This is a genomic window from Streptomyces sp. NPDC028991 (assembly GCF_055564775.1).
Genome location: NZ_JBVHVP010000019.1, coordinates 83,610 through 107,399, shown reverse-complemented (window position 1 = coordinate 107,399; position 23,790 = coordinate 83,610). Strand labels below are relative to the sequence as shown.

Sequence of the window (23,790 nt, the reverse complement as noted above, 5' to 3'; positions counted from 1 at the left end):
CGGGGGAAGAACTCGTACCAGGCGCCGTACAGGGCGCGTTCGCGCTCGACCAGCAGGGGCAGCGGGTCGGAGGTGGTGACCAGTTCCCGCAGCGGGTGCCGGGCCAGCACCGCGTCCACCCGGGGCGTCAACGCCGCCGCCAGCCGCGAGGCGGCCGGCCGGGTCTCGTCCCGCAGCGCGTCGACGGCGGCGAGCAGCTCCCGCCGGTCCCCGCCTCCGGGCACGTCGGCGGCGGCGCGCTCGTACAGCCGGGCCCCCTCCTCCAGAACCAGGTCCGTGTCCATCCCCGCCGGGATCTTGATCCGCGCGTGGTGCCGCCAGGTGGTGACCGGGTCGCCCCACGCCTCCACGGTGTACGACCACAGTCCGGGCTCGCCGGCGGTGACGGTGGCACCCCAGCGGTCGGTGCCGGGGGCCAGCTCCCGCATCGGGGTCCACGGGCCCGGCCGGTCCCGCGGATCTCTGAGGACGACGTTGGCGGCGACCGCGTCGTGCCCCTCCCGGAACACGGTGGCCGATATCTCGAAGGACTCGCCGGTGACCGCCTTGGCGGGCCTGCGTCCGTGCCGGACCATCGGGCGGACGTCCAGGACGGGGATGCGTCCGACGACGGTGGTGCCGCCCGCGGGGGGCGCCTCGGAGGATGCCGCGGGGGACGTCTCGGAGGATGCCGCGGGTGGCGTCGCAGGGGACGTCGAGGGGGGTACTGACGAGTGGTGCGTGGCGGGCATGACCGCTCCTGTCCGCGTCAACGAGGGTGGGCGGATGACTCTGGGGAGGTGGGTCCTGCGATGCTGCGTGTGGGGTGTACCGCAGGAGCCTTCCCACACTTTTCGGGTGGGCAATCCGGCACTTTGTTACCTACTCACGCGTATGTCGACACACGCGACGACCTGACCGGACACCTTCCCCGCCGGAAGATCGACACGCCGGTGGTTATTAGCCCGTCCGGAGATCGCGAACGACGCCGTTCAGGCCGAATCGGAGGTCTGAGGGCGAAGGCCCCGGCGAGGGACACATCCCACCGGTAACGTCGTGAGGGTGAAGGCGATTCGTCGACTGACCGTCCGTCCCGTTCTCCCCGACCCCCTCCGGCCGCTCAGCGATCTGGCCCGGAATCTGCGCTGGTCCTGGCATCCGGAGACCCGCGACCTCTTCCAGTCCGTCGACCCCGAGTGCTGGTCCGCGTCCGGCCGCGACCCGGTACGGCTGCTCGGCACCGTCCCGCCCGCGCGCCTCGCGGAGCTGGCTCAGGACCGGCGCTTCCTGCGCCGGCTGACCGCGGTGGCCGACGACCTCGACCACTACCTGACCGGCGACCGCTGGTACCAGGCCCAGCCCGGCCGACTCCCCGCCGCCGTCGCCTACTTCTCGCCCGAGTTCGGCATCACCGCCGCCCTGCCCCAGTACTCCGGCGGTCTCGGCATCCTGGCCGGCGACCACCTGAAGGCGGCCAGCGACCTGGGTGTGCCGCTCATCGGCGTCGGCCTGCTCTACCGCCACGGCTACTTCCGCCAGTCCCTCTCCCGGGACGGCTGGCAGCAGGAGCACTATCCCGTCCTCGACCCCCACGAGCTGCCCCTGGTCCTCCTCGAGGAGACCGACGGCACGCCCGCGCACGTCGCCCTCGCGCTGCCCGGCGGCCGGGAACTGCGCGCCCGCGTCTGGCTGGCCCAGGTCGGCCGGGTGCCGCTGCTGCTGCTCGACTCGGACGTCGAAGAGAACGACCTCGGCGAACGAGGCGTCACCGACCGGCTCTACGGCGGCGGCAGCGAACACCGGCTCCTCCAGGAGATGCTGCTGGGCATAGGAGGTGTCCGGGCGGTACGGACGTACTGCCGGCTCACCGGCCACGCCGCGCCGGAGGTGTTCCACACCAACGAGGGGCACGCGGGCTTCCTCGGGCTGGAACGCATCTCCGAACTCTGCGAGAAGGGACTGGAATTCGGGGCCGCGCTGGAGGCGGTGCGGGCCGGCACCGTCTTCACCACCCACACCCCCGTCCCGGCCGGCATCGACCGCTTCGACCGCGAGCTGGTCGCCCGCCACTTCGGCCCCGACTCCGAACTCCCGCGCATCGACGTCGAACGCGTCCTCCGGCTCGGCATGGAGACCTATCCCGGCGGTGAGCCCAACCTCTTCAACATGGCTGTGATGGGCCTGCGCCTGGCCCAGCGCGCCAACGGCGTCTCCCTGCTGCACGGCGGGGTCAGCCGGGAGATGTTCTCCGGACTGTGGCCCGGCTTCGACGCCGACGAGGTGCCGATCACCTCCGTCACCAACGGCGTGCACGCCCCGACCTGGGTCGCCCCGGAGGTGTTCCGGCTCGGTGCCCGGCAGATCGGCGTGCAGCGGGCCGAGGACGCGCTGACCGTCGGCGGCTCGGACCGCTGGGACTCGGTCGCCGACATCCCCGACCAGGACATCTGGGAGCTGCGCCGCACCTTGCGGGAGCAGCTCGTCACCGAGGTCCGGGAGCGGCTGCGCGTCTCCTGGCGGCAACGCGGCGCCGGGACGGCCGAGCTGGGCTGGATCGACGACGTCCTCGACCCGGACGTGCTCACCATCGGGTTCGCGCGGCGCGTGCCGTCGTACAAGCGGCTGACGCTGATGCTGCGCGACCGCGACCGCCTGATGGACCTCCTCCTGCACCCCGAGCGGCCGGTCCAGATCGTCGTCGCGGGCAAGGCACACCCGGCGGACGACGGAGGCAAGCGGCTGGTGCAGGAGCTGGTGCGGTTCGCGGACGACCCGCGGGTGCGGCACCGGATCGTGTTCCTGCCGGACTACGGCATGGCGATGGCGCAGAAGCTCTACCCGGGCTGTGACATCTGGCTGAACAACCCCCTGCGGCCCCTGGAGGCGTGCGGCACCAGCGGCATGAAGGCCGCCCTCAACGGCTGCCTCAACCTGTCGGTGCTGGACGGCTGGTGGGACGAGTGGTACCAGCCGGACTTCGGCTGGGCGATCCCGACCGCCGACGGCGCGGGCACCGACCCGGACCGGCGCGACGCCATAGAGGCCGCCGCCCTCTACGACCTGCTGGAGCAGCGGGTGACCCCCCGCTTCTACGACCGGGGCGCGAGCGGGCTGCCCGACCGGTGGATCGAGATGGTCCGCAGGACCCTGAGCCTGCTCGGGCCCAAGGTGCTGGCCGGCCGCATGGTCCGCGAGTACGTCGAGCGGCTCTACGCCCCCGCCGCCGAGGCCCATCGGGCGATGGACCCGGACTCCGCCCGTGCGCTGGCCGAGTGGAAGGCCCGGGTGCGGGCGGCCTGGCCCGGGGTGAGCGTCGACCATGTGGAGACGTCCGCCGCGAGCGCCACGGCGGAGCTCGGCTCGACGCTCGGACTGCGGGTGCGGGTGAACCTCGGCGACCTGGCCCCGGACGACGTCGAGGTGCAGGCGGTCTCGGGGCGGGTCGACTCCGAGGACCGGATCACCGACGCGGCGTCCGTGCCGCTGAAACCGGTGGGCGGCCCCGACCTGGAGGGCCGCTGGGCGTACGAGGGGCCGCTGGCTCTGGACCGCACCGGCCCCTTCGGCTACACGGTCCGCATCCTGCCCGCGCACCGGCTGCTGGTGTCCGGCGCGGAACCGGGGCTGGTCGCGGTGCCGTCGGACGAGCTGGCGGAGGCGGCGGGCCTGCTGATGAGGTGAGCGGCCCGGGGCGGCGCGGTGGGCTCAGTCCTCCTCGTCGCCGCCGCTCAGCCGTCGCAGCACGGTGCCGCAGCGGCGGGCGTAGGCGTGCTGGAAGGCGCGGGCCGCCGGCCCGCCGGCCTTGGCGTACCACTTGGCGGGGCGGCTGAAGGCGGTCACGGTCAGCCAGACCGTGCCGTCGCCCGTCCGGTCCACCACGAAGGCCTCCTCGCCGGACTCGGGGTGGCCGGGCAGGGTGCCGTAGGCCCAGCCGGCCCGGCGGGGCTCGTCCAGGGTCCAGACCACCCGGCAGGGCGCCTTGATCATCCCGGCGAGGGTGACGGTGACGTCGACGCCGGGCGCCGCACGCTCCGCGCTCGCGTCGACGCCGACGCCCATCTCGCGGTGCATCTCCCAGGTGAGCACGGCCTCGACCGCACGCTGGAACACCGGCTCGCCCTCCCCGAGGCGCGTGCGTACGTGCATGGGGCGGAAGCCGGGCGGGCAGTGGCCCTGCTCGCGGGTGGCGCCGACGTCGTCGTACGTGAAGGACATGGGGACCAAGAGTAGGGCGGCACCCTGGAACCTGGCGTTCCGGGTGCCGCCGTCCGGCCATGACCGGCGGGTCGGTGCGTGCGGAGGGCGCCGTCCCGGAGGAGTCGAACCTCCGAGACGGCGCCCCGGCCGTGGGTGAACCGCGCGGGCCTACGGGAAGGTGAGCTTGACGCCGCTGATGTATCCGGTGTCCCGGGCCGCCACGTCCTGGACGCGCAGCTTCCAGGTGCCGTTGGCGGTCTCCGAGGAGGCGTTGACCGTGTACGTCTGTTTCACGTTGTCCGCCGAGTCCGAGGAGCTGGAGTTCTTCAGGCGGTACGCGGTCCCGTCCGGGGCCAGCAGGTCGATCACCAGGTCACCGCGCCAGGTGTGCACGATGTCGACCGTGGCCTGGAGGTTGGCGGGCGCGTTGCCGGCCCGGCCCGTCACGGGGACCGACGAGGTGACCGCGGGGCCGTTGTCCGGGATCGCCACGTCGGCGGTGTTCTCGAAGGAGGTGCCGCCGCCCCCGCCACCGGGGCGCGCGCCGACGTTGATGCCCGCCCACGCGTGCTGCACCGCCTTGTACTCGGCGCTGTCGGTGCCGTACAGCTCACCGGCCGCCGCGAGGGTGCCGGTGCGGGCGCCCGCGTAGTTGGTGGTCGACGTGAACTTGGTGGTCAGCGCGCGGAACCAGATCTTCTCCGCCTTGGCGCGGCCGATCCCGGTGACCGGGAGGCCGTCCGAGGTGGGCGAGTCGTAGGTGACACCGTTGATGGTCTTGGTGCCGCTGCCCTCGCTCAGCAGGTAGAAGAAGTGGTTGGCCGGGCCGGAGGAGTAGTGGACGTCGACGTTGCCGATACCCGAGTACCAGTAGTCCTTGGACGCGCCGTCCTTGCTGGGCTTGTCCATGTAGCGCAGCGGGGTGCCGTCGCCGTTGATGTCGATCTCCTCGCCGATGAGGTAGTCACCGACGTCGGAGGAGTTGTTCGCGTGGAACTCGACGGCCGCGCCGAAGATGTCGGAGGTGGCCTCGTTCAGCCCGCCGGACTCGCCGCTGTAGTTGAGCCCCGCGGTGTTGGAGGTGAGTCCGTGCGTCATCTCGTGCGCGGCCACGTCGATGGACGTCAGCGGGTTGGCGTTGCCGGCACCGTCGCCGTACGTCATGCAGAAGCAGCCGTCCGACCAGAAGGCGTTGACGTAGTTGTTGCCGTAGTGGACCCGGGAGTAGGCGCCCACGCCGTCGCCGCGGATACCGGACCGGCCCTGGACGTTCTTGTAGTAGTCCCAGGTCAGCGCGGCCCCGTAGTGGGCGTCGGCGGCGGCGGTCTCGGCGTTGGACGCGCTGCCGTTGCCCCACACGTCGTCCGGGCCGGAGAAGAGCGTCCCGGTCCCCGAGGTGCCCCGGTTGAGGTTGTACGTCTTGTGGTTGCCGCGGGTGGTGTCGGTCAGCGTGTACGACGACCCGGACTGCGCCGTGCCCAGCGTCACCGTCCCGCTGTACAGGGTGTTGCCGGTGCCGTTGTGGATGGCCTGGTACTCGTGGAGCTTGGCGCCGGTGGCGGCGTCGGTGACCACGTGCAGTTCGTTCGGGGTGCCGTCCTCCTGGAGGCCGCCCACGACCGTCTCGTACGCCAGGACCGGGGTGCCGTTCGCCGCCCAGATCACCTTGCGCGGGGCACGGTCGGCCTCGGGCCGCTCGGCGCCGGCGGCCTTCGCGGCGGACACGGCCTGCTGCTCGGCCTTGCCGGCCGCGATCTTCGGCGTCACGGTGGCCGGCTTGATCGCCTTGGAGGTGGCCTTCACGACCCGCTCGGTCTTCCCGGAGCCGGTGGTGACGACCAGGTCGCCGCCGAGGACGGGCAGGCCGTCGTAGGTGCGCTCGTAGCGGGTGTGCACGGTGCCGTCGCGGTCCTTGAGGACGTCGCGGACGACCAGTTTCTCCTTGGCGCCCAGGCCCAGGCCGTCGGCGGTCTCGGCAGTGCCGGCGTTGGCGTCGCGTATCAGCTCGGCGCGCTGGGCGGGCGTGAGCTTGACGGACTCGGCGCCCGGGGCGGGGGCCGGACCGGGTGCCGCGGTCGCGGCGCCGGACTGGACCGCCGTGGCGATCAGCGCGGCGACACCGGCCAGGGCCACGGCGGCGGCGCGGCGGTGGGTGGTGCGGTGGGACGGGGTGTGGGAGGTGCGTCTGTGGGGAGTGCTGCTGCTCAACACTGACTCCTTCTGCGTGGCCGCGGGTCGCGCGGCCAGGGGAGACCGGTCGGCGGGTGGGCCGGCCGGGCGGTACTGGTTCGGTACGCAGAAACCACGTGCAAGGAGCTGACCGCCGCGCAGCGCGCTGGTGGGGAAGCTGCGGGGGCGCTGTGGAGCGGCCGTGGGAAGAGTGGCAGGAATACGCGGCTCCTGTCAGGAGCGCGTCAGAAAGTTGGCCGGAAATCGTTCGTTGTCCGGGCGTTCATGTTCGATATACGGAAGGGATGCTTCGGCCCGGTACTGACTGCCCGCTCAGTCAGTACCGGGCCCGGGCGCCAGCCGCGGTGCCGGCCCGGGCGACGGCTCCCCGTGCCAGGACCCCCACAGCGCCGCGTAGGCGCCGCCGGCCGCCACCAGCTCGTCGTGGGTGCCCAGTTCGGTCAGCCGGCCGTCCTCCATCACGGCCACCCGGTCGGCGTCGTGCGCGGTGTGCAGGCGGTGCGCGATGGCGATGACCGTACGGCCCTCCAGCACGGCGGCGAGGGCGCGCTCGGTGTGCCGGGCCGTCGTCGGGTCCAGCAGGGCGGTGGCCTCGTCCAGGATCAGGGTGTGCGGGTCGGCGAGTACCACCCGGGCCAGGGCGAGCTGCTGGGCCCGGGAGCCGTCCGCCCGGTGGCCGTCCGTACCCAGCTCGGTGCCGAGACCGTCGGGCAGCTCCCGCACCCACTCCGCGGCGCCCACCGCGGCGAGCGCGGCCCACAACGCCTCGTCCGTGGCGTCCGGTTCGGCGATGAGGAGATTGTCGCGGACCGTGCCGAGGAAGACATGGTGCTCCTGGGTGACCAGCACGACCTGGCGGCGCAGCCGCTCCGGTCCGAGCCCGGCCACGGGCACCCCGCCCACCGTCACCGAGCCCTCGGTCGGCGAGTCGACGCCCGCCAGCAGACGGCTGAGCGTGGTCTTGCCGGCCCCGGAAGGCCCGACCACCGCCAGCCGCTCACCCGGCCGCACGGTCAGGTCCACCCCGCGCAGCACCTCGCCGCTCCGGTCGTACGCGTACCGCGCCCCGGACACGTCGATACGGTCGTCGGCCGGTGCCGGCGAGTGGTCGGCCGCCGCCCGCGGGGCGCGTGCCAGTCCCTCCACCCGGGCGAAGGAGGCACCGCCCGCCTGGAGCTGCTCGATCCGCATCAGCACCTCGTCGAGCGGCCCGGCCAGCTGCTGCAGGTACACGGAGCACGCCACCACCGCACCGAGGCTCACCGACCCGTGCGCGTGCAGGACACCACCGATCAGGAGCACGCCCGCCACGGGTACGACGTAGGAGATCTCCACCGCCGGGAAGAACACGCTGCGCAGGTACAGCGTGTGGAACCGCGTGCGCCGTGCGGCCTCCAGCGCCTCCCGGTTCGTCGCGACGCGCCGCTCGGCCAGCCCGAACGCCTCGATCGTGCGGGCCCCGGACACCGTGGCGGCGAGGCTCTCGGCGACCTCCGAGGTGGCCGCCCCCTCGGCGAGATAGCCGGCCCGCGCCCGGCGCAGGTACCAGCGCAGCGCGAACCAGACGGGCGCCAGCCCCAGCACACCCACGGCACCGAGCAGCGGGTCGAGCACGAACACCGCGGCGGTGAGGAACAGGGCCTGCACGGAGTTGATCAGCAGCTCGGGTCCGGCGTCGCGCAACGTCGTGCCGACGGCGGACACGTCGGCGGTGCCGCGCGTCGTCAGGTCCCCGGTGCCCGCCCGTTCCACCACGGACGCTGGCAGCTCCAGCACCCGGTCCACGAACCGCTCCCGCACCCGCGCCAGCGTCCGCTCCCCGAAACGGTGTCCCGCGTACCGCGCCCAGCGGGCCAGCAGCAGCTGCGCCAGCGAGCACAGCAGGATGGTGAGCGCCATCCGGTCGACGGCGCCGACGCCGCCCCCGGCGCGCACCTCGTCGATGATCCGGCCCAGCAGCCACGGACCCGCGAGCCCCGCCAGGGCGGCCAGCGCGTTCAGGCCGAGGACGAGCGCGAAGGCTCGCCGGTCGGCGCGTACGAGTCCGGCCGCCGCCCGGCGGACATCGGCGCGCTCGGCGACGGGGAGCCGTCCCGGAGACCTCATCGGGCCACCTCGTCGTCCCGTGCGACCAAGGACCGGTACCCCGGCTCGGTGTCGAGGAGTTCACGATGGCCACCGGTGGCGGCGACCTTGCCGTCGACCAGGTAGTGCACGATGTCCGCCCGGCCGAGGACCAGCGGGGACGTGGTGGTCACCACGGTCGTACGGCCCTTGCGGGCGTCCCGCAGCCGGTCCGCCACCGTGGCCTCCGTGTGGGCGTCCAGTGCGGAGGTCGGTTCGACGGCGAGCAGTACTTCGGGATCGGCCAGCAGGGCCCGGGCCAGCCGCACGCGCTGGCGCTGGCCGCCGGAGAGGGTGCGGCCCTGGGCCGCGACCGGGGCCGCCAGTCCGTCGGGAAGGCCTCGGACGATGTCGTCCGCGGCGGCGGTGTGCAGGGCCCGGGCCAGGTGCGCCTCCCAGAGGGCCTCGGCGGTCCGCCGGGCGCCCGCGGGTTCGTCGTGGCCGGTCGCGCCCACGCGACGGAGCCGCGCACCGGTACCGCCCGCGCCCCCGCCGTGGGCTTCCGTGGCGCCGATCACGTCGCGCAGGGTGCCTGCGAACAGGTCGGCCTCCGCCTCGGAGACCAGGATGCGGGCCCGTACCCGCTCGAGCGGTACCTCGGTCAGCGGAACGCCGCCCCAGGTCACGTCGGACGGGGCGTACCGGCCGAGGCGGTCGACCACGGTGGCGGCGTCGGCCGGGCGGGACCCGGCCAGCGCGGTCAGGCGGCCCGGCGCCACCCGGACCCCGGAGGCCGGGTCGTAGAGCACCGAGGGTTCCGCGGGGGCGTCGAGGACGCCGTCGTCCGGCTCGGGCTCCAGCCGCAGGAACGTGACGACACGCCGGGCGGCCACCACCCCTTGGGTGAGCTGCTGGGCCATCTCGATGAGAAACGCCACCGGCCACCCCAGCGCGACCACGTAGCCGTACACCGACACCAGCTCGCCCACGCTGATCCGCCCCTGCACGGCGAGCCGGGCGCCCAGCCACGTCACCAGCCCCAGGAACAGCATCGGCAGGCCCACGCCGATGGCCTGGATCCAGCTGGTCACCGCCCCCACCCGGTAGCCCTGCTCGCGCAGCCGCCCCGAGTCCCGGCGGAACGCGTCCGCGACCAGGCCCTTTCCGCCCAGCCCGTTCAGCACCCGCAGCCCGCCCGCGAGGTCGCCGATCCGCGCGGTCAGTACGGCCTGCCGCTCCCGGTACTCGGTCTCCGTGCCCCGCAACCGCCCCATGAGCGGGCCCAGCAGCACGCCGATCGCCGGCACCCCGAGCAGCACCACCGCGGCGAGCCGGGGCGACACCGACAGCATCAGCACACCGACGGCCGCGTAGGCGACGACCGCTCCGACGCCCGGTCCGACGGCCGTGAGGGCCCTGCTGATCGTCTGGACGTCGCCCACCCCGATGGTGACCACCTCACCGGCCCCGACCTGCCGGCGCAGCGCCGCACCGAGCCGCGTGGCGTGCCCGACGACCACCTTGACGGTGCGGAAGTTGGCGTCCATCCGCACCCGCGTCATGGTGCGGTGCCGCATGACGCCCAGCCAGGCGTCGAACGCGCCGACGGCGACCAGCGCACCGGTCCAGCCCGCCAGCGCGCCCAGGTCACCGGGGACCAGACCGTGGTCGATCGCCCGGGCCATCAGGTACGGCGTCGCCGCAAGCAGCACCATCCAGGCACTGGCGAACACCGCCCCCGCCAGGCACCGGGGCCACTGCCGGACGACCAGCCACCACAGGTAACGCCGGCCGCCCCGGTGGTCGGGCGTGCCGGGGTCCTCGTACGCGTCGATCACGGATGCCCCCGGCGGTTCTCCGCACGGACCTCTCGAACCGCCGCCCTCACGCCAGACTGTCCCGCCAGGCCCGGTGCAGATCCGCGAACCGGCCGGTACCCGCGATCAGATCGGCCGGCGTACCGTCCTCCACGATCCGGCCGTGCTCCATCACCAGCACCCGGTCGGCGATCTCCACGGTGGAGAGCCGGTGCGCGATCACGACCGCCGTACGGCCCTTCAGCACCGTCGCCATGGCCCGCTGCACCGCACGCTCGCCGGGGACGTCCAGCGAGCTGGTCGCCTCGTCCAGGATCAGCACCGCCGGGTCGGCGAGCAACGCCCGCGCGAACGCCACCAGTTGCCGCTGCCCGGCGGAGATGCGGCCGCCCCGCTTGCGCACGTCGGTGTCGTAGCCGTCGGGCAGCGCGGCGATGAAGTCGTGGGCGCCGATCGCCTTCGCGGCCCGCTCGACCTCCTCGCGCGTCGCCTCCGGACGGCCGATGGCGATGTTCTCGGCGACCGTGCCGGAGAACAGGAAGGCCTCCTGCGTCACCATCACCACCCCGCGCCGCAGTTCGGGCACCGCGAGGTCGCGCAGGTCGGTGCCGTCCAGCAGGACCCGCCCGTCGGACGGGTCGTAGAACCTGGCGAGCAGCTTCGCCAGCGTCGACTTGCCCGCGCCGGTCGAGCCCACGACGGCGACCGTCTGCCCGGCCGGGATCGTCAGGCCGAAACGGGGCAGCACCTCGCCGCCGGTGCGGTAGCCGAAGCGGACCCCGTCGAAGACGACCTCGCGCCCCGGGTGCTCCGACGCCGGCGGCGGCAGCTCCTTCGGCGCGGCCGGCTCGGGCACGGTCGGCGTCTGGGCCAGCAGCCCGGCGATCTTCTCCAGCGAGGCCGCCGCGGACTGGTAGGAGTTCAGGAACATGCCGAGCCGGTCGATCGGGTCGTACAGCCGCCGCAGGTACAGCACCGCCGCCGCCAGGACACCGAGCGCCAGCGTTCCGTCCGCGACCCGGTAGGCGCCCCACAGCACGATCCCCGCGACGGCCGTGTTGGCGACCAGCCGCGAGCCGAGGACGTAACGGGCCATCTCCAGGAGCGCGTCGCCGTTCGTCCGCTCGTGGCGCCTGTTCAGTACGGCGAAGTCGGCGTCGTTGGCGGCCTCCCGGCGGAAGGCGCGCACCGGGCGGATGCCGTTCATCGTCTCCACGAACTTCACGATCACCGCCGCGATCGCCGTGGACCGCCGCCGGTACACCCGCCCCGCGCGCCGCCGGTACAGCCGCACCAGCGCGTACAGCGGCACGAACGACGCCACCGCGACGCCGCCGAGGCCCAGGTCGAGCCAGAGCAGCAGCGCCGCGATGTAGACGAAGGAGAGGACGACCGTCACCAGCTCCTGGAGGCCCTCGTCCAGCAGCTCGCGCAGCGACTCCACGTCCGTGGTCGAGCGGGAGATGAGCCGGCCCGAGGTGTAACGCTCGTGGAAGTCGACGCTCAGCGCCTGCGCGTGGCGGAAGATCCGCCCCCGCAGATCCAGCAGCACGTCCTGGCTGACGCGGGCCGCGGCGGCGACGAACGCGTACTGGAGGGCGCCCGCGCCCAGTGAGCAGAGCAGGTAGCCGGCGCCCACCGCGATCAGCGGACCGTGGTCGTCGTCCCGCAGGGCCGGCACGGCGTGGTCGATGGCGTACGCCACCAGCAGCGGGCCCGCCTGGACCGCCGCCTGCTGGAGCAGCAGGAGGAAGGTGGTGAGGACGACACGGGCCCTCAGGGGCGTCAGCAGGGAGCGCAGCAGGGCGGCGGTCGCGCCCGGCGGGCTGGGCAGGACGTCCCGGTCGAAGAGGTCGTCGGCCGCGCGGGTCTCCGCGTCCCCGTCCTTCGCTTGTCCCCTGTCCGGCGCGGTGGCCGTGGGCGCGGTCATCGGCCGTCCCCCTCCTCGGCTTCCTCGGCTTCCTCGGCTTCTCCGGATTCCTCGGCTTCCCCTCGTCCGTCGAGGCCGGACATCAGACGGGCGTACTCGGCGCTGTCGCGCAGCAGTTCCCGGTGGGTGCCGACGGCGCTGATCCGGCCGCCGGAGAGCAGGGCGACGCGGTCGGCGAGCAGCACCGTGGACGGGCGGTGCGCGACGATCAGGGCGGTGGTGTCGGCGAGGACCTGCCGCAGGGCGGCCTCGACGGCGGCCTCCGTGTGCACGTCCAGCGCGGACAGCGGATCGTCCAGGACGAGGAACCTCGGTTCGCCGATCACCGCCCGGGCGAGCGCGAGGCGCTGCCGCTGCCCGCCGGACAGGCTGAGGCCCTGCTCGCCGACCCGGGTGCCGGTGCCCTGGGGGAGCGCGTGGGCGAAGTCGGCCTGTGCGACGGCCAGTGCCCGGCCCAGTTCCTCGTCACCCGCGCCGTCATCGGCTCCCATCAGCACGTTCTCGCCCACGGTCGCCGAGAAGAGGGTGGGCTCCTCGAAGGCGACGGCGACCTTGGCGCGCAGCTCCTCGCGGGACAGGGCGGTGATGTCCTCGCCGTCCAGCGTGATCCGGCCGGACGTCACCTCGTGCAGGCGGGGGACGAGCGCGGTGAGCGTCGTCTTGCCGCTGCCGGTGGCACCGACCAGGGCCATGGACTCGCCGGGGCGGACATGGAGGTCGACGCGGTCGAGGAGGGGCGGGGAGCCGGGGGGTGCGTCGGGGTAACGGAAGCGGACGTTCTCGAATCGCAGGCCACCGACGCGACCGGCGTCGCCGGTTCCGGAACGGGTCGGCGCGGCGGCGTCGGTCTCGGCCTCCGCGTCCATCACCTCGAAGTAGCGGTCCGTGGCCGTGGCCGCCTCCTGGCTCATCGCCAGCAGGAAGCCGATCGACTCGACGGGCCACCGCAGAGCCAGCGCCGTGGACAGGAACGCCACCAGCGTCCCCGCCGACAGCGTCCCGTCCGCCACCTGCACCGTCCCCACCACCAGCGCCGCCCCGATCGCGACCTCCGGCAGCGTCACGATGACGGCCCAGATGGACGCCAGCAGCCGCGCCTTGCGCAGCTCCGTCCCCCGCAGCCGGTGCGAGAGCTCGTGGAAGGCCCGGGCCTGGCTGCGGTGCCGGCCGAATCCCTTGATGATCCGGATGCCGAGCACGCTCTCCTCGACCACGGTCGTCAGGTCCCCGACCTGGTCCTGCGCGCGCCGGGCCACCGCGGAGTACTTCTTCTCGAAGACCGCGCAGGTGATCATCACGGGAATGGCCGGCCCCAGGATGACCAGCCCCAGCGTCCAGTCCTGCACCAGCATGATGCCCACGCCGACCAGGATCGTCACACCGTTGACCAGCAGGAACGTCAGCGGGAAGGCGAGGAACATGCGCAGCAGCATCAGATCCGTCGTCCCGCGCGACAGCAACTGCCCCGACGCCCACCGGTCGTGGAAGGCCACCGGCAGCCGTTGCAGGTGCCGGTAGAGGTCCGCCCGCATCCCCGCCTCGACGCCCGCCAGCGGCCGGGCCACCAGCCACCGCCGCAGCCCGAACAGCAGCGCCTCCGCCAGGCCGAGGAGCAGCAGGTACAGCGCTCCGAGCCACACGCCGGCCGGATCGCGGTCGGCGACCGGCCCGTCCACCATCCACTTCAGGACCAGCGGGATCACCAGCCCCACGCAGGAGGCGACGATCGCCACGCAGGCGGCGGTCGCCAACCGCGCCCGCACGGGCCGCACATAGGGCCACAGCCGCAGCAGAGCGCGCACGGTGGACCGGCCCTCGGTGGACGTCTTGGCGGAGGCGGGTGTCGTGGACATCAGCAGTGAGCCTACGGTTCACCACTGACAGTGCCCACCGGGTTTTCGAGCTCACCGGGGTCGTACGGGGGCATCAACCGGTCGGCTGACGCGCCTTCGAGCGCGTCGGCCGATGTGCCGGGCCCCCGCGTCCCGGGACGCCGGTGCCAGGCCCGTCCTCGAAGTCACCGGGCCGCGCGAGTCCTGCGGCGGCCGCCCCGCCGTCGCCGGTGTGTCGTTCACCGCCGAGGGCGGGCGAGATCTTCGGGATCCCCGGCCCGAACGGCGCCGGCGAGACCACCACCACCACCACCCGCCGCCGACCGGCTCAGCCCGCCTTCAGCAGCAGTACCGCCCGCGCCGGTACCGTGATCTCCGTCCCCGCCGGGTGCGTCCCGCCCGGTGCGTCCGCCTGCTCCTCCCGGCTGGTGTCGACGACCACCTCGTACCGCTCCGCCCACGGCGGCCCCGGCAGCAGGAAACCGGCCGGCCCCTCGCCCGCGTGCAGGACGGCCAGGAAACTGTCGTCGACGATCGGGGCGCCGCGCTCGTCGCGGCCCGGGATGTCCCGCCCGGAGAGGTACATGCCGAGCGTGGCGGCGGGCGCGTACCAGTCCCGCTCCGTCATCTCCGTGCCCCGGGCGGTGAACCAGGCCAGATCGCGCAGGCCGTCCGCGGAGTGCGCCCGGCCGGAGAAGAAGGCCCGGCGGCGCAGCACCGGATGCCGGTGGCGCAGTGCGATCAGCCGGGAGGTCAGCTCGAACAGGGGCCGCCACTCCGGGTCGTCCAGCAGGGTCCAGTCCACCCAGCTGATCTCGTTGTCCTGGCAGTAGGCGTTGTTGCTGCCGCCCTGGGTGCGGCCCAGCTCGTCGCCCGCGACCAGCATCGGCACCCCGGTCGACAGCAGGAGTGTGGTCAGCAGGTTGCGCAGCTGTCGTCGCCGCAGCGCCCGCACGTCCTCGTCGTCGGTCTCTCCCTCCGTGCCGCAGTTCCAGGACCGGTTGTCGTCCGTGCCGTCCCGGTTGCCCTCGCCGTTGGCCTCGTTGTGCTTGCGCTCGTAGGACACGAGGTCCCGGAGTGTGAAGCCGTCGTGCGCGGTGACGAAGTTGACCGACGCGTACGGCCGGCGCCCGCCCCACGCGTACAGGTCGCTGGAGCCCGACAGTCGGTAGCCCATCTCCCGCACGTCCGGCAGCGCGTGCCGCCAGAAGTCCCGCACGGCGTTGCGGTAGCGGTCGTTCCACTCCGTCCACAGGGGCGGGAACGCCCCCACCTGGTAGCCGCCCGAGCCGACGTCCCACGGCTCGGCGATCAGCTTCACCCGCCGCAGCACCGGGTCCTGCGCGATCACCGCGAGGAACGGGGACAGCATGTCGACGTCGTGCATCGAGCGGGCCAGCGCCGCCGCCAGGTCGAAGCGGAAGCCGTCCACGCCCATCTCCGTCACCCAGTAGCGCAGCGAGTCGGTGATCAGGCGCAGGACGTGCGGCTGGACGACGTGCAGGGTGTTGCCGCAGCCGGTGTAGTCGGCGTACCGGCGGGCGTCCGGCTGGAGGCGGTAGTAACCGCGGTTGTCGATGCCCTTCAGCGAGAGCGTCGGGCCCAGCTCGCCCGCCTCCGCCGTGTGGTTGTAGACCACGTCGAGGATGACCTCGATGCCGGCCGCGTGCAGCGCGCGCACCATCCGCCTGAACTCGCCGACCTGCTGTCCGGTGGTGCCGGACGCGGCGTAGGCGGCGTGCGGGGCGAAGTAGCCGATGGAGTTGTAGCCCCAGTAGTTCCGCAGGCCGCGGTCGAGCAGGTGGCTCTCGTGCGCGAACTGGTGCACCGGCAGCAGCTCCACCGCCGTCACGCCCAGCCGCGTCAGGTGCTCGATCGCCGCCGGATGCGCCAGACCGGCGTACGTGCCGCGCAGCTCTTCGGGGATGCCCGGGTGCAGCTTGGTGAATCCGCGCACGTGCAGCTCGTAGATGACCGAGTCCGCCCACGGTGTCTTCGGCCGCCGGTCGTACGTCCATTCGTCGTCGGGGCCGCCGTCATGGACGACGACGCCCTTCGGGACGTACGGCGCCGAGTCCCGGTCGTCGCGCACGGTGTCCGCCACATGCTGCTGGGGCCAGTCGCGGACGTGCCCGTACACCTCGGGCGGCAGGGAGAAGTCGCCGTCGACCGCCCGGGCGTACGGGTCGAGCAGCAGCTTCGCCGGGTTCCAGCGGGCGCCGGTCCACGGGTCCCAGCGGCCGTGCACCCGGAAGCCGTAGCGCTGACCGGGTCCCACGTCCGGTACGAAGCCGTGCCAGACCTCGTGCGTCAGCTCGGTCAGCCGTACCCGGCTCTCCCTGCCACCGGGGCTCGGCCCGTCGAACAGGCACAGCTCCACCGCCTCCGCCCCGCCCGCCCACAGTGCGAAGTTCGTGCCCGCCACCTGGTCCGGCCCGGTCCGGTACCGGGCGCCCAGCGGCACCGGTGTGCCCGGCCAGGCCGGCACGGCGGGCGGCGACGCGGCACGTCGCGCGCCGTTCACCACGACGGCGGGGTGCCCGTCCTCGGCGGCCGGTTTCCCGGTCACCGCCTCCTGCTCGGCTGCGCTGGACACCTGTCAGCCTCCTGCGGCTCGTGGAACGACGTGCCGGCGACGGGAAAAGGGCGTGCGGCGTCCCGGCCGCTGTCCCCCGTCGCGTCGTCCTTCCCCACTGTTCTGCCCACCGCATGGCTCGCACTCACGTTTCCCCGGGGCGGATGGGTCGTTACGGGTGGATGTGAGGCACGTACATGGGCGCGCACGGCGCGCGGGGGCCGCTCTGGCCGCCGTACTGACATGGGCAGGACTGCTGGCCGGGGCCGCCGGATGCACCTCGGACGGCGGCGGTATCGGCGATGGCATCGGCGAGGTGTTCGGCAAGCCACCCGCCGCCGAGGAGGTCATCCGCATCACCCCGGACGACGGCAGCGAGGCCGTCCGGCCGGAGGAGAAGAAGCTGTCGGTGCGGGTGCCCGACGGACGGCTGGAGTCGGTGAAGGTCGTCAAGTCGCAGGACGCGCGGGAGACCCCGGTACCCGGCCGGATCTCCGACGACGGCCTGAGCTGGCGGCCCGCCGAGGACCGGCTGGCACTCGCCGCGAAGTACACGGTCGACGCCGTCGCCCTGGACGGCCGGGGACACCGCTCGGCCCGGCACACCACCTTCACCACCTATGTCCCCGACGAGCGCTTCATCGGATACGTCGGCCCCGAGAACCGCTCCGTCGTCGGCACCGGCATGATCGTTTCCCTGGAGTTCAGCCGGGAGATCACCGACCGCGCCGCCGTCGAACGCGCCGTCTCGGTCACCGCGAAGCCCGCCACCGAGATCCGCCCCCACTGGTTCGGCAAGGACCGGCTCGACTTCCGCCCCAGGGAGTACTGGAAGCCCGGCACCAAGGTCACCGTCGACCTGAGGCTGCGGGACGTCGAGGGCGCGCCGGGGGTGTACGGGCTCCAGCACAAGAAGATCACCTTCACCGTCGGCCGCAGCCAGGTCTCGCTCGTCGACGCGGCCAAGCGGACGATGCAGGTGCGCCGGGACGGCACGCTGCTGACCACCGTGCCGATCACGGCGGGGGCGCCGGCGACGCCCACCTACAACGGCAAGATGGTGATCACCGAGATGCTCGACGTCACCCGCATGAACAGCCGCACGGTCGGCTTCGGCGGCGAGTACGACATCCCGGACGTCCCGCACGCCATCCGCCTGACCAGCTCGGGCACCTTCCTGCACGGCAACTACTGGGCGCCGGAGGACACCTTCGGCCGGGCCAACGTCAGCCACGGCTGCGTCGGGCTGCGCGACGTCAAGGGCGGCGGTTCCGACACCCCGGCGGGCTGGTTCTTCGACCGCAGCCTGATCGGCGACGTCGTGGAGGTGGTCCACAGCAAGGACAAGAAGGTCGCCCCCGACAACGGCCTCGGTGGCTGGAACATGAACTGGAAGGAGTGGAAGGCGGGCAGTGCGGTGAAGTGACGCCGCCGCGCTCGCGGTGCCCGGCCGCCAACTCGGTACGGAACAGTGACAATTCCTCTGGCCCCTACGCCCCTGGCCTGCGGTTACGATGCGCCGGTGCGCGCGGGCGCACTGGGGCGCGGGCCCCGACCGGGCCCGGCGAGGGGAGACAAGTTGAACGTGCGTCCGATATCGGGGGTGTCGTCGGCCGGCATCCGGGGGCGGGGCGGCAGGGGACGCGGCAGGTCACTGTCGGCGCTGGCACTGGGTGTGCTGCTGACGGTCACCGCGTGCGGCGGGGGAGGATCCGGCTCGGGAGCCGGAACGGGAGACGGCGGCAAGAACGCCAAGGACTCCACCGCGGCGCAGAGCAAGCAGTCCGAGGCCGTCGTGAGCATCGCGCCGAAGGACGGGGCCGAGGCCGTCGACACCAGCGGCGCCCTGAAGATAGGCGCCACGAAGGGCAAGCTGACCGAGGTCGTCGTCAAGGACGCCGACGGCGCGAAGGTCGGCGGGAGGATATCCGGGGACGGCGCCACCTGGACGCCGTCCACCCACCTGGCCGCCGCCACCACGTACACCGTGCACGCGGTCGCCAAGGACTCCGAGGGCCGCACGGCCGCCGAGGACTCCCGCTTCACCACCCTGACGCCGAAGAACACCTTCATCGGCCACTTCACCCCCGAGGACGGCTCGAAGGTCGGCGTCGGCATGCCGTTCTCGATCCGCTTCACCCGGGGCATCACCAACCCCGAGGACGTGGAGAAGGCCATCCGCATCAAGACCGAGCCGGCCGTCGAGGTCGCGGGCCACTGGTTCGGCAACGACCGCCTCGACTTCCGGCCGGAGAAGTATTGGAAGGCCGGCACCAAGGTCACCGTCGACCTCAACCTCGACGGCGTGGAGGGCCGCGACGGCGTCTACGGCGAGCAGGCCAAGACCGTCTCCTTCACCGTCGGCCGCAGCCAGGTCTCCGTCGTCGACGCCAAGAAGCTCACGATGAAGGTCGTGCGGGACGGCAAGACCGTCAAGACCATCCCCGTCACCACCGGCGCGCCCGGCTACGAGACCTGGAACGGCCAGATGGTCATCACCGAGCGGCTCCCCGTGACCCGCATGAACGGCGAGACGGTCGGCTACGGCGGCGAGTACGACATCAAGGACGTCCCGCACGCCATGCGCCTGTCCACCTCCGGCACCTTCATCCACGGCAACTACTGGGGCGGCGACGCCTTCGGCAACCGCAACTCCAGCCACGGCTGCATCGGCCTGCGCGACGTCCGCGGCGGCTGGGACGAGAAGGCGCCGGCCGCCTGGTTCTTCGAGAACTCGCTCATCGGCGACGTGGTCGTGGTGAAGAACTCCGACGACGCGACCATCGCCCCGGACAACGGCCTCAACGGCTGGAACATGTCCTGGGAGAAGTGGAAGGCCTGAGCCTTCGGCCGACGGTACGGCGATCGGCCCCGGTGCCCTCGATGTGAGGTACGGCACCGGGGCCGATTCCGTTAGTACTCGTTAACCTGCTGGGCATGACCGTATCTCTCGAAGTCGCGGACGGCGTCGGTACTCTGCGCCTGGACCGCCCGCCCATGAACGCGCTGGACGTCGCCACGCAGGACCGGCTCAAGGAGCTCGCCGAGGAGGCCACCCGCCGCGAGGACGTGCGCGCCGTGGTGATCTACGGCGGCGAGAAGGTGTTCGCGGCGGGCGCGGACATCAAGGAGATGCAGGTGATGGACCACGCGGCGATGATCGCGCGCTCCCGTGCCCTGCAGGACTCCTTCACGGCGGTGGCCCGCATCCCCAAGCCCGTGGTCGCCGCGGTCACCGGATACGCCCTCGGCGGCGGCTGCGAACTCGCGCTCTGCGCCGACTTCCGCATCGCCGGGGAGAACGCCAGGCTGGGCCAGCCCGAGATCCTGCTCGGGCTGATCCCCGGTGCGGGCGGTACCCAGCGGCTGTCCCGGCTGGTCGGCCCCTCCAAGGCGAAGGACCTCATCTTCACGGGCCGCCAGGTGAAGGCCGACGAGGCGCTGGCACTCGGCCTGGTGGACCGCGTGGTGCCGGCCGCCGAGGTCTACGAGCAGGCGCACGCCTGGGCCGCCCGGCTCGCGAAGGGGCCCGCCATCGCGCTGCGCGCGGCGAAGGAGGCGATCGACATGGGCCTGGAGACGGACATCGAGACCGGCCTCGCCGTCGAGCGGAACTGGTTCGCGGGCCTGTTCGCCACCGAGGACCGCGAACGCGGGATGCGCAGCTTCGTGGAGGAGGGCCCGGGGAAGGCGAAGTTCCTCTGAGGCCGACCTGGTGGTCACGGCCGGGTGAGGTTCGGTCCGATGAAGCCGGTCCGGTCAGGCCGGTCCGGTGAGGCCGGTCCGGTGAAGTTGGTCCGATGAGTTGGTCCGCGGTACTTGCAGTTGACGCGGTGTCTGATTCAGGGTCCCTCGATGGGGCGGTTTATGGCAGCCTTAACGCACCATTAAGCGCGTCTTGTCGAGGGAGTCCGCCGCTTGTCTCCGGCCGAGCCGTCCGCGCAGGTCAGTGGGGCTTTATTCAGCTCCGAACTGCCTGCGGCATATGCCGATCGACCGCTGCCGAGGCAGGGTGTCGCAGGGGCGCATTCCCCGGGAACGGCCCCGGAGCCGCCCGGGGGCGGCCATGATGGGGGCATGGCGGGGCTGGAGGGTACGGAACAGCCGCGGGGAGCCGGACGTGCGACCGCGGCGCGCTGGTCGCCGGCGGTCGAGGACGAACGCGCCCTCAAGGCGCTGGAGTTGTTCGGCAATCCGACGGAGCGTGAGGTTCCGTTACCGTCCCGCCCCGAGTCCGCCGCCACCGCCCGCCGACTGGCCCAGATCGTGGCCCTGCGTCAGTGGAAACTCGGCCCCAAGGTCACGGAGGACACCGTCCTGCTCGTCTCCGAACTGGTGGGCAACGCCGTACGCCACACCGGCGCCCGCGTCTTCGGCCTCCACATGCCCCGCCGTCCCGGCTGGATCCGCGTCGAGGTCCGCGACCCGTCCAGGGGGCTGCCGTGTCTGATGCCGGTTCAGGAGACGGACATCAGCGGGCGCGGCCTCTTCCTCGTCGACAAGCTGTCCGACCGGTGGGGCGTCGATCTGCTGCCGCGCGGGAAGACGACCTGGTTCGAGATGCGAGTGGCGGACCGCTGAGACGGGCACCCATCTCACGCTGGAAGCAACCCAGTTCGGCGGACACGCCGCCTACGGGTGAAGATCCGCGACCGGGCGCCGCACAGCCGCGATCGTACCCGCATGATCACCACTCGCCTGCGGCGCCGGACCGCCGCCGCCGTCCTGTCCTTCTCGGCCGTGCTCGCGACCTCCGCTGCCACGGCCCCCGGCGCGGCGGCCCCGGTGACGGCCCCCGCCAAGGCCGCCCCCGTCTGTCCCCGGTTCGACCACAAGCTCGAGGCCGCCGCCGACTCCGGCGTCGACGTCGACCGCATCACGCCCGAGCCGGTCTGGCGCACCACGTGCGGCACCCTCTACCGCAGCGACAGCCGGGGCCCGCAGGTCGTCTTCGAAGAGGGCTTCCACGCCAAGGACGTCCGAAACGGCCAGTACGACGTCGAGAAGTACGTCCTGGTCAACCAGCCCTCGCCGTACGTCTCGACGACCTACGACCACGACCTCTACAAGACCTGGTACAAGTCCGGCTACAACTACTACATCGACGCCCCCGGCGGCATCGACGTCAACAAGACGATCGGCGACACCCACAAGTGGGCCGACCAGGTCGAGGTCGCCTTCCCCGGCGGCATCAAGCGGCAGTACGTCATCGGCGTCTGCCCCGTCGACAGGCAGACCAAGACCGAAATCATGAGCGAGTGCGAGAGCAACCCGCACTACAAGCCCTGGCACTGACGGCCACGGCCCGGGGCAGGCCCTGACTGAGGACCGGGGCGTCTCAGGGCCGGAGGAACAGCGCCTCCGACCCCACCGGCCGGTAGCCCGCCGCCTGGAACGCCCGCAGACTGCGGGCGTTCCCCGCCGACACCTGGGCCCACACCTCCTCGCCTCCGGCCAGCTGCCGTGCCGCCGTCACCAACTGCCGCCCCAGCCCTCGGTGCCGCGCCCCCTCCGCCACCTCCACCGCGGCCTCCAGCCGCCCGGCGACCCCGCGGCCCAGCACGAGCACGCCGCCGTCCGCCGCCCACACCCGCACCTCGTCGCGCCGCCGGCGGGCCGAGACCACCCGCGGATGCCCGGGGCCGGCGACCTCCGTCAGCGCGATCCCCGGCCGGCCCGGAAGCGGGGCGCCGGTCAGCAGCACGTCGATCGTGTCGGTCGTCCGCCCCGTGCGCTCCATGAAGGCGGCCAGGAACCGGGCGTTCATCGACGCCGCCAGGGGGTCGCAGCCGAGGCCGTCCAGCGTCTCGCGCACCCACCGCGGGTCCTCGTCCGTGAAGACGACCGAGTGCGCCGTGAACGCGATGACCCCGGCGTCCCGGCCACCGTGCTGCGGCACCACGGTGGTCCCGCCGTCCGCCGCCGGGAAGACACCCCGGGCCGCGGCCTCCAGAATCTCCCGCAGGCTCTCCGCCACACCGCGCTCCTTGAGTCTCCACCCACTGGAAGGCCCACACTCCCAGACATGATCGACGACGGCACCGGACTCATGACCATCGGTGAACTGGCGCGGACCACCGGACTGTCGGTGCGCACCATCCGCTACTGGTCCGACGAGGGCGCCCTGCCCCCGGTGACCCGCTCCACCGGCGGCTACCGGCTCTACGACGCCGCCTCGGTCGCCCGCCTGGAGCTGATCCGCACCCTGCGCGAACTGGGCCTCGGCCTGGACGCCGTACGCGGTGTCCTGGCCGGCGAGACGACGGTCGCACAGGTCGCCGCGGCGCACGTCACCGCGCTGGACGCGCAGATCCGCTCCCTGCGGGTGACCCGCGCGGTGCTGTCGACCGTGGCACGACGTGGCTCGACCACCGAGGAGACGACCCTGATGAACAAACTCGCGCGACTGTCCGCGGCCGAACGGCGCCGCATCATCGAGGACTTCATGGCGGAGGTCTTCGAGGGCATCGACACCGCGGACCCGGACATCCGCACCCGCCTGCGCTTCGCCGCGGCCGACCTGCCCGACGACCCCACCCCCGAGCAGGTGGACGCCTGGGTGGAGCTGGCCGAGCTGATCCAGGACCCGCAGTTCCGGGCGACGATGCGCCGGATGATCGAGTTCAACGCGGCGGACCGGGGGCCGGACGCCCCCACGGTCTCCTCCTTGTGGTTCGTGAGCCGCCTGGTGCAGCTCGCGGGCGATGCGCTGAAGGAGGGCGTCGCACCGGACTCGCCGCGAGCCGCCGGCATCCTGCGCACGCTCATCGGTGACGCCGATCCGGCCGTCGTGCGCGAGCGCCTCACGTCGGTGACGAACGTCCGCCTCGCCCGCTATCGCGAGCTCTCCGCGATCGTGAACGGCGTCGAGCCCCCGTCCGCCTACGAGGAGGAGTTCGGGTGGGTGGTCGCCGGACTGGGTGCCCGAACGGGCAGCTAATCTGACCTGCGTCAGAAGGACTCACGCACGAGATGAGGGGCGGATCGGTGGCGGACATCGAGGAAGCACGCAAGCAGTTCGAGCGGATCGACACGGACGGGGACGGGTTCATCACCGCCGCCGAGTTCAAGACCGCGCTGGCCCAGGGCGGCGACTGGAACGTCACCGAGTCGGTGGCCGAGGCGGTCATCGCCGGCCGCGACCTCGACGGGGACAAGCTGCTGTCGTTCGACGAGTTCTGGGCGCACCTGAACAAGTGACGATGC

At 72.7% G+C, this 23,790-nt stretch carries 17 protein-coding genes; 8 read left to right on the top strand and 9 right to left on the bottom strand.

Translation table 11 applies throughout. The features are described from left to right. On the bottom strand, positions 1-731 hold a 731-nt coding region (locus ACZ4V1_RS28780), incomplete at its 3' end, for a maltotransferase domain-containing protein (RefSeq protein ID WP_468341597.1). Between the two features lie 310 nt (positions 732-1,041). On the opposite strand from ACZ4V1_RS28780, the gene ACZ4V1_RS28775 reads away from it, so the two are divergent. After that, on the top strand, positions 1,042-3,660 hold the full coding sequence (locus ACZ4V1_RS28775) for a glycosyltransferase family 1 protein (protein ID WP_468341594.1): 2,619 nt from the start codon (positions 1,042-1,044) through the stop codon (positions 3,658-3,660). Between the two features lie 24 nt (positions 3,661-3,684). On the opposite strand, the gene ACZ4V1_RS28770 is transcribed toward ACZ4V1_RS28775, so the two are convergent. From ACZ4V1_RS28770 to glgX, 7 genes are all read right to left on the bottom strand, one after another. After that, a complete protein-coding gene (locus ACZ4V1_RS28770; protein WP_468341592.1) occupies positions 3,685-4,194 on the bottom strand; it encodes a DUF1990 family protein in 510 nt (169 codons plus the stop codon). A gap of 150 nt (positions 4,195-4,344) precedes the next feature. Continuing rightward, the gene (locus ACZ4V1_RS28765) at positions 4,345-6,384 is read right to left on the bottom strand and encodes a M4 family metallopeptidase (protein ID WP_468341589.1); all 2,040 of its coding nucleotides are present in this window, start codon (positions 6,382-6,384) and stop codon (positions 4,345-4,347) included. A gap of 294 nt (positions 6,385-6,678) precedes the next feature. Next, a complete protein-coding gene (locus ACZ4V1_RS28760; RefSeq protein ID WP_468341586.1) occupies positions 6,679-8,472 on the bottom strand; it encodes an ABC transporter ATP-binding protein in 1,794 nt (597 codons plus the stop codon). Beyond that, entirely contained in the window at positions 8,469-10,268 is a 1,800-nt protein-coding gene (locus ACZ4V1_RS28755) for an ABC transporter ATP-binding protein (RefSeq protein WP_468341583.1), read from the bottom strand. The genes ACZ4V1_RS28760 and ACZ4V1_RS28755 overlap by 4 nt, the downstream gene beginning before the upstream one ends. Positions 10,269-10,314: 46 nt before the next feature. Next, entirely contained in the window at positions 10,315-12,177 is a 1,863-nt protein-coding gene (locus tag ACZ4V1_RS28750) for an ABC transporter ATP-binding protein (protein WP_468341580.1), read from the bottom strand. Beyond that, on the bottom strand, positions 12,174-14,030 hold the full coding sequence (locus ACZ4V1_RS28745) for an ABC transporter ATP-binding protein (protein ID WP_468341577.1): 1,857 nt from the start codon (positions 14,028-14,030) through the stop codon (positions 12,174-12,176). The genes ACZ4V1_RS28750 and ACZ4V1_RS28745 overlap by 4 nt, the downstream gene beginning before the upstream one ends. Positions 14,031-14,337: 307 nt before the next feature. After that, a complete protein-coding gene (gene glgX, locus ACZ4V1_RS28740; protein ID WP_468341574.1) occupies positions 14,338-16,605 on the bottom strand; it encodes a glycogen debranching protein GlgX in 2,268 nt (755 codons plus the stop codon). Between the two features lie 163 nt (positions 16,606-16,768). Between glgX and ACZ4V1_RS28735 the strand changes: the two genes are divergently transcribed. The 5 genes from ACZ4V1_RS28735 (at position 16,769) to ACZ4V1_RS28715 (ending at position 21,879) form a co-directional block, all read left to right on the top strand. Beyond that, positions 16,769-18,010 (top strand): L,D-transpeptidase, encoded by a 1,242-nt coding sequence (locus tag ACZ4V1_RS28735; RefSeq protein ID WP_468341572.1) that lies wholly within the window; start codon positions 16,769-16,771, stop codon positions 18,008-18,010. Between the two features lie 153 nt (positions 18,011-18,163). After that, positions 18,164-19,426 (top strand): L,D-transpeptidase, encoded by a 1,263-nt coding sequence (locus tag ACZ4V1_RS28730; protein ID WP_468341569.1) that lies wholly within the window; start codon positions 18,164-18,166, stop codon positions 19,424-19,426. A gap of 95 nt (positions 19,427-19,521) precedes the next feature. Beyond that, on the top strand, positions 19,522-20,289 hold the full coding sequence (locus ACZ4V1_RS28725; RefSeq protein ID WP_468341566.1) for an enoyl-CoA hydratase/isomerase family protein: 768 nt from the start codon (positions 19,522-19,524) through the stop codon (positions 20,287-20,289). 372 nt (positions 20,290-20,661) lie between these two features. Then, complete coding sequence (locus ACZ4V1_RS28720) at positions 20,662-21,165, top strand: ATP-binding protein (RefSeq protein WP_468341563.1); 504 nt, start codon at positions 20,662-20,664, stop codon at positions 21,163-21,165. Between the two features lie 102 nt (positions 21,166-21,267). Further along, on the top strand, positions 21,268-21,879 hold the full coding sequence (locus tag ACZ4V1_RS28715; RefSeq protein ID WP_468341560.1) for an ADP-ribosyltransferase: 612 nt from the start codon (positions 21,268-21,270) through the stop codon (positions 21,877-21,879). A 43-nt stretch (positions 21,880-21,922) separates the two neighbouring features. Here ACZ4V1_RS28715 and ACZ4V1_RS28710 read toward each other — a convergent pair whose 3' ends face one another. Beyond that, positions 21,923-22,561: a GNAT family N-acetyltransferase gene (locus tag ACZ4V1_RS28710; protein WP_468341557.1), complete on the bottom strand. Its 639-nt coding sequence runs from the start codon at positions 22,559-22,561 to the stop codon at positions 21,923-21,925. Positions 22,562-22,609: 48 nt separating this feature from the next. Between ACZ4V1_RS28710 and ACZ4V1_RS28705 the strand changes: the two genes are divergently transcribed. Then, entirely contained in the window at positions 22,610-23,524 is a 915-nt protein-coding gene (locus ACZ4V1_RS28705) for a helix-turn-helix domain-containing protein (protein WP_468341554.1), read from the top strand. Positions 23,525-23,571: 47 nt separating this feature from the next. Further along, a complete protein-coding gene (locus ACZ4V1_RS28700; protein ID WP_468341612.1) occupies positions 23,572-23,784 on the top strand; it encodes an EF-hand domain-containing protein in 213 nt (70 codons plus the stop codon). Positions 23,785-23,790 lie beyond the last annotated feature (6 nt).

Coding starts and splice junctions, on each gene's coding strand:
- ACZ4V1_RS28770 (WP_468341592.1), bottom strand. CDS start 4,194: ATGTCCTTCACGTACGACGACGTCGGCGCCACCCGCGAGCAGGGCCAC.
- ACZ4V1_RS28760 (WP_468341586.1), bottom strand. CDS start 8,472: ATGAGGTCTCCGGGACGGCTCCCCGTCGCCGAGCGCGCCGATGTCCGC.
- ACZ4V1_RS28750 (WP_468341580.1), bottom strand. CDS start 12,177: ATGACCGCGCCCACGGCCACCGCGCCGGACAGGGGACAAGCGAAGGAC.
- ACZ4V1_RS28745 (WP_468341577.1), bottom strand. CDS start 14,030: ATGTCCACGACACCCGCCTCCGCCAAGACGTCCACCGAGGGCCGGTCC.
- ACZ4V1_RS28725 (WP_468341566.1), top strand. CDS start 19,522: ATGACCGTATCTCTCGAAGTCGCGGACGGCGTCGGTACTCTGCGCCTG.
- ACZ4V1_RS28720 (WP_468341563.1), top strand. CDS start 20,662: ATGGCGGGGCTGGAGGGTACGGAACAGCCGCGGGGAGCCGGACGTGCG.
- ACZ4V1_RS28715 (WP_468341560.1), top strand. CDS start 21,268: ATGATCACCACTCGCCTGCGGCGCCGGACCGCCGCCGCCGTCCTGTCC.
- ACZ4V1_RS28705 (WP_468341554.1), top strand. CDS start 22,610: ATGATCGACGACGGCACCGGACTCATGACCATCGGTGAACTGGCGCGG.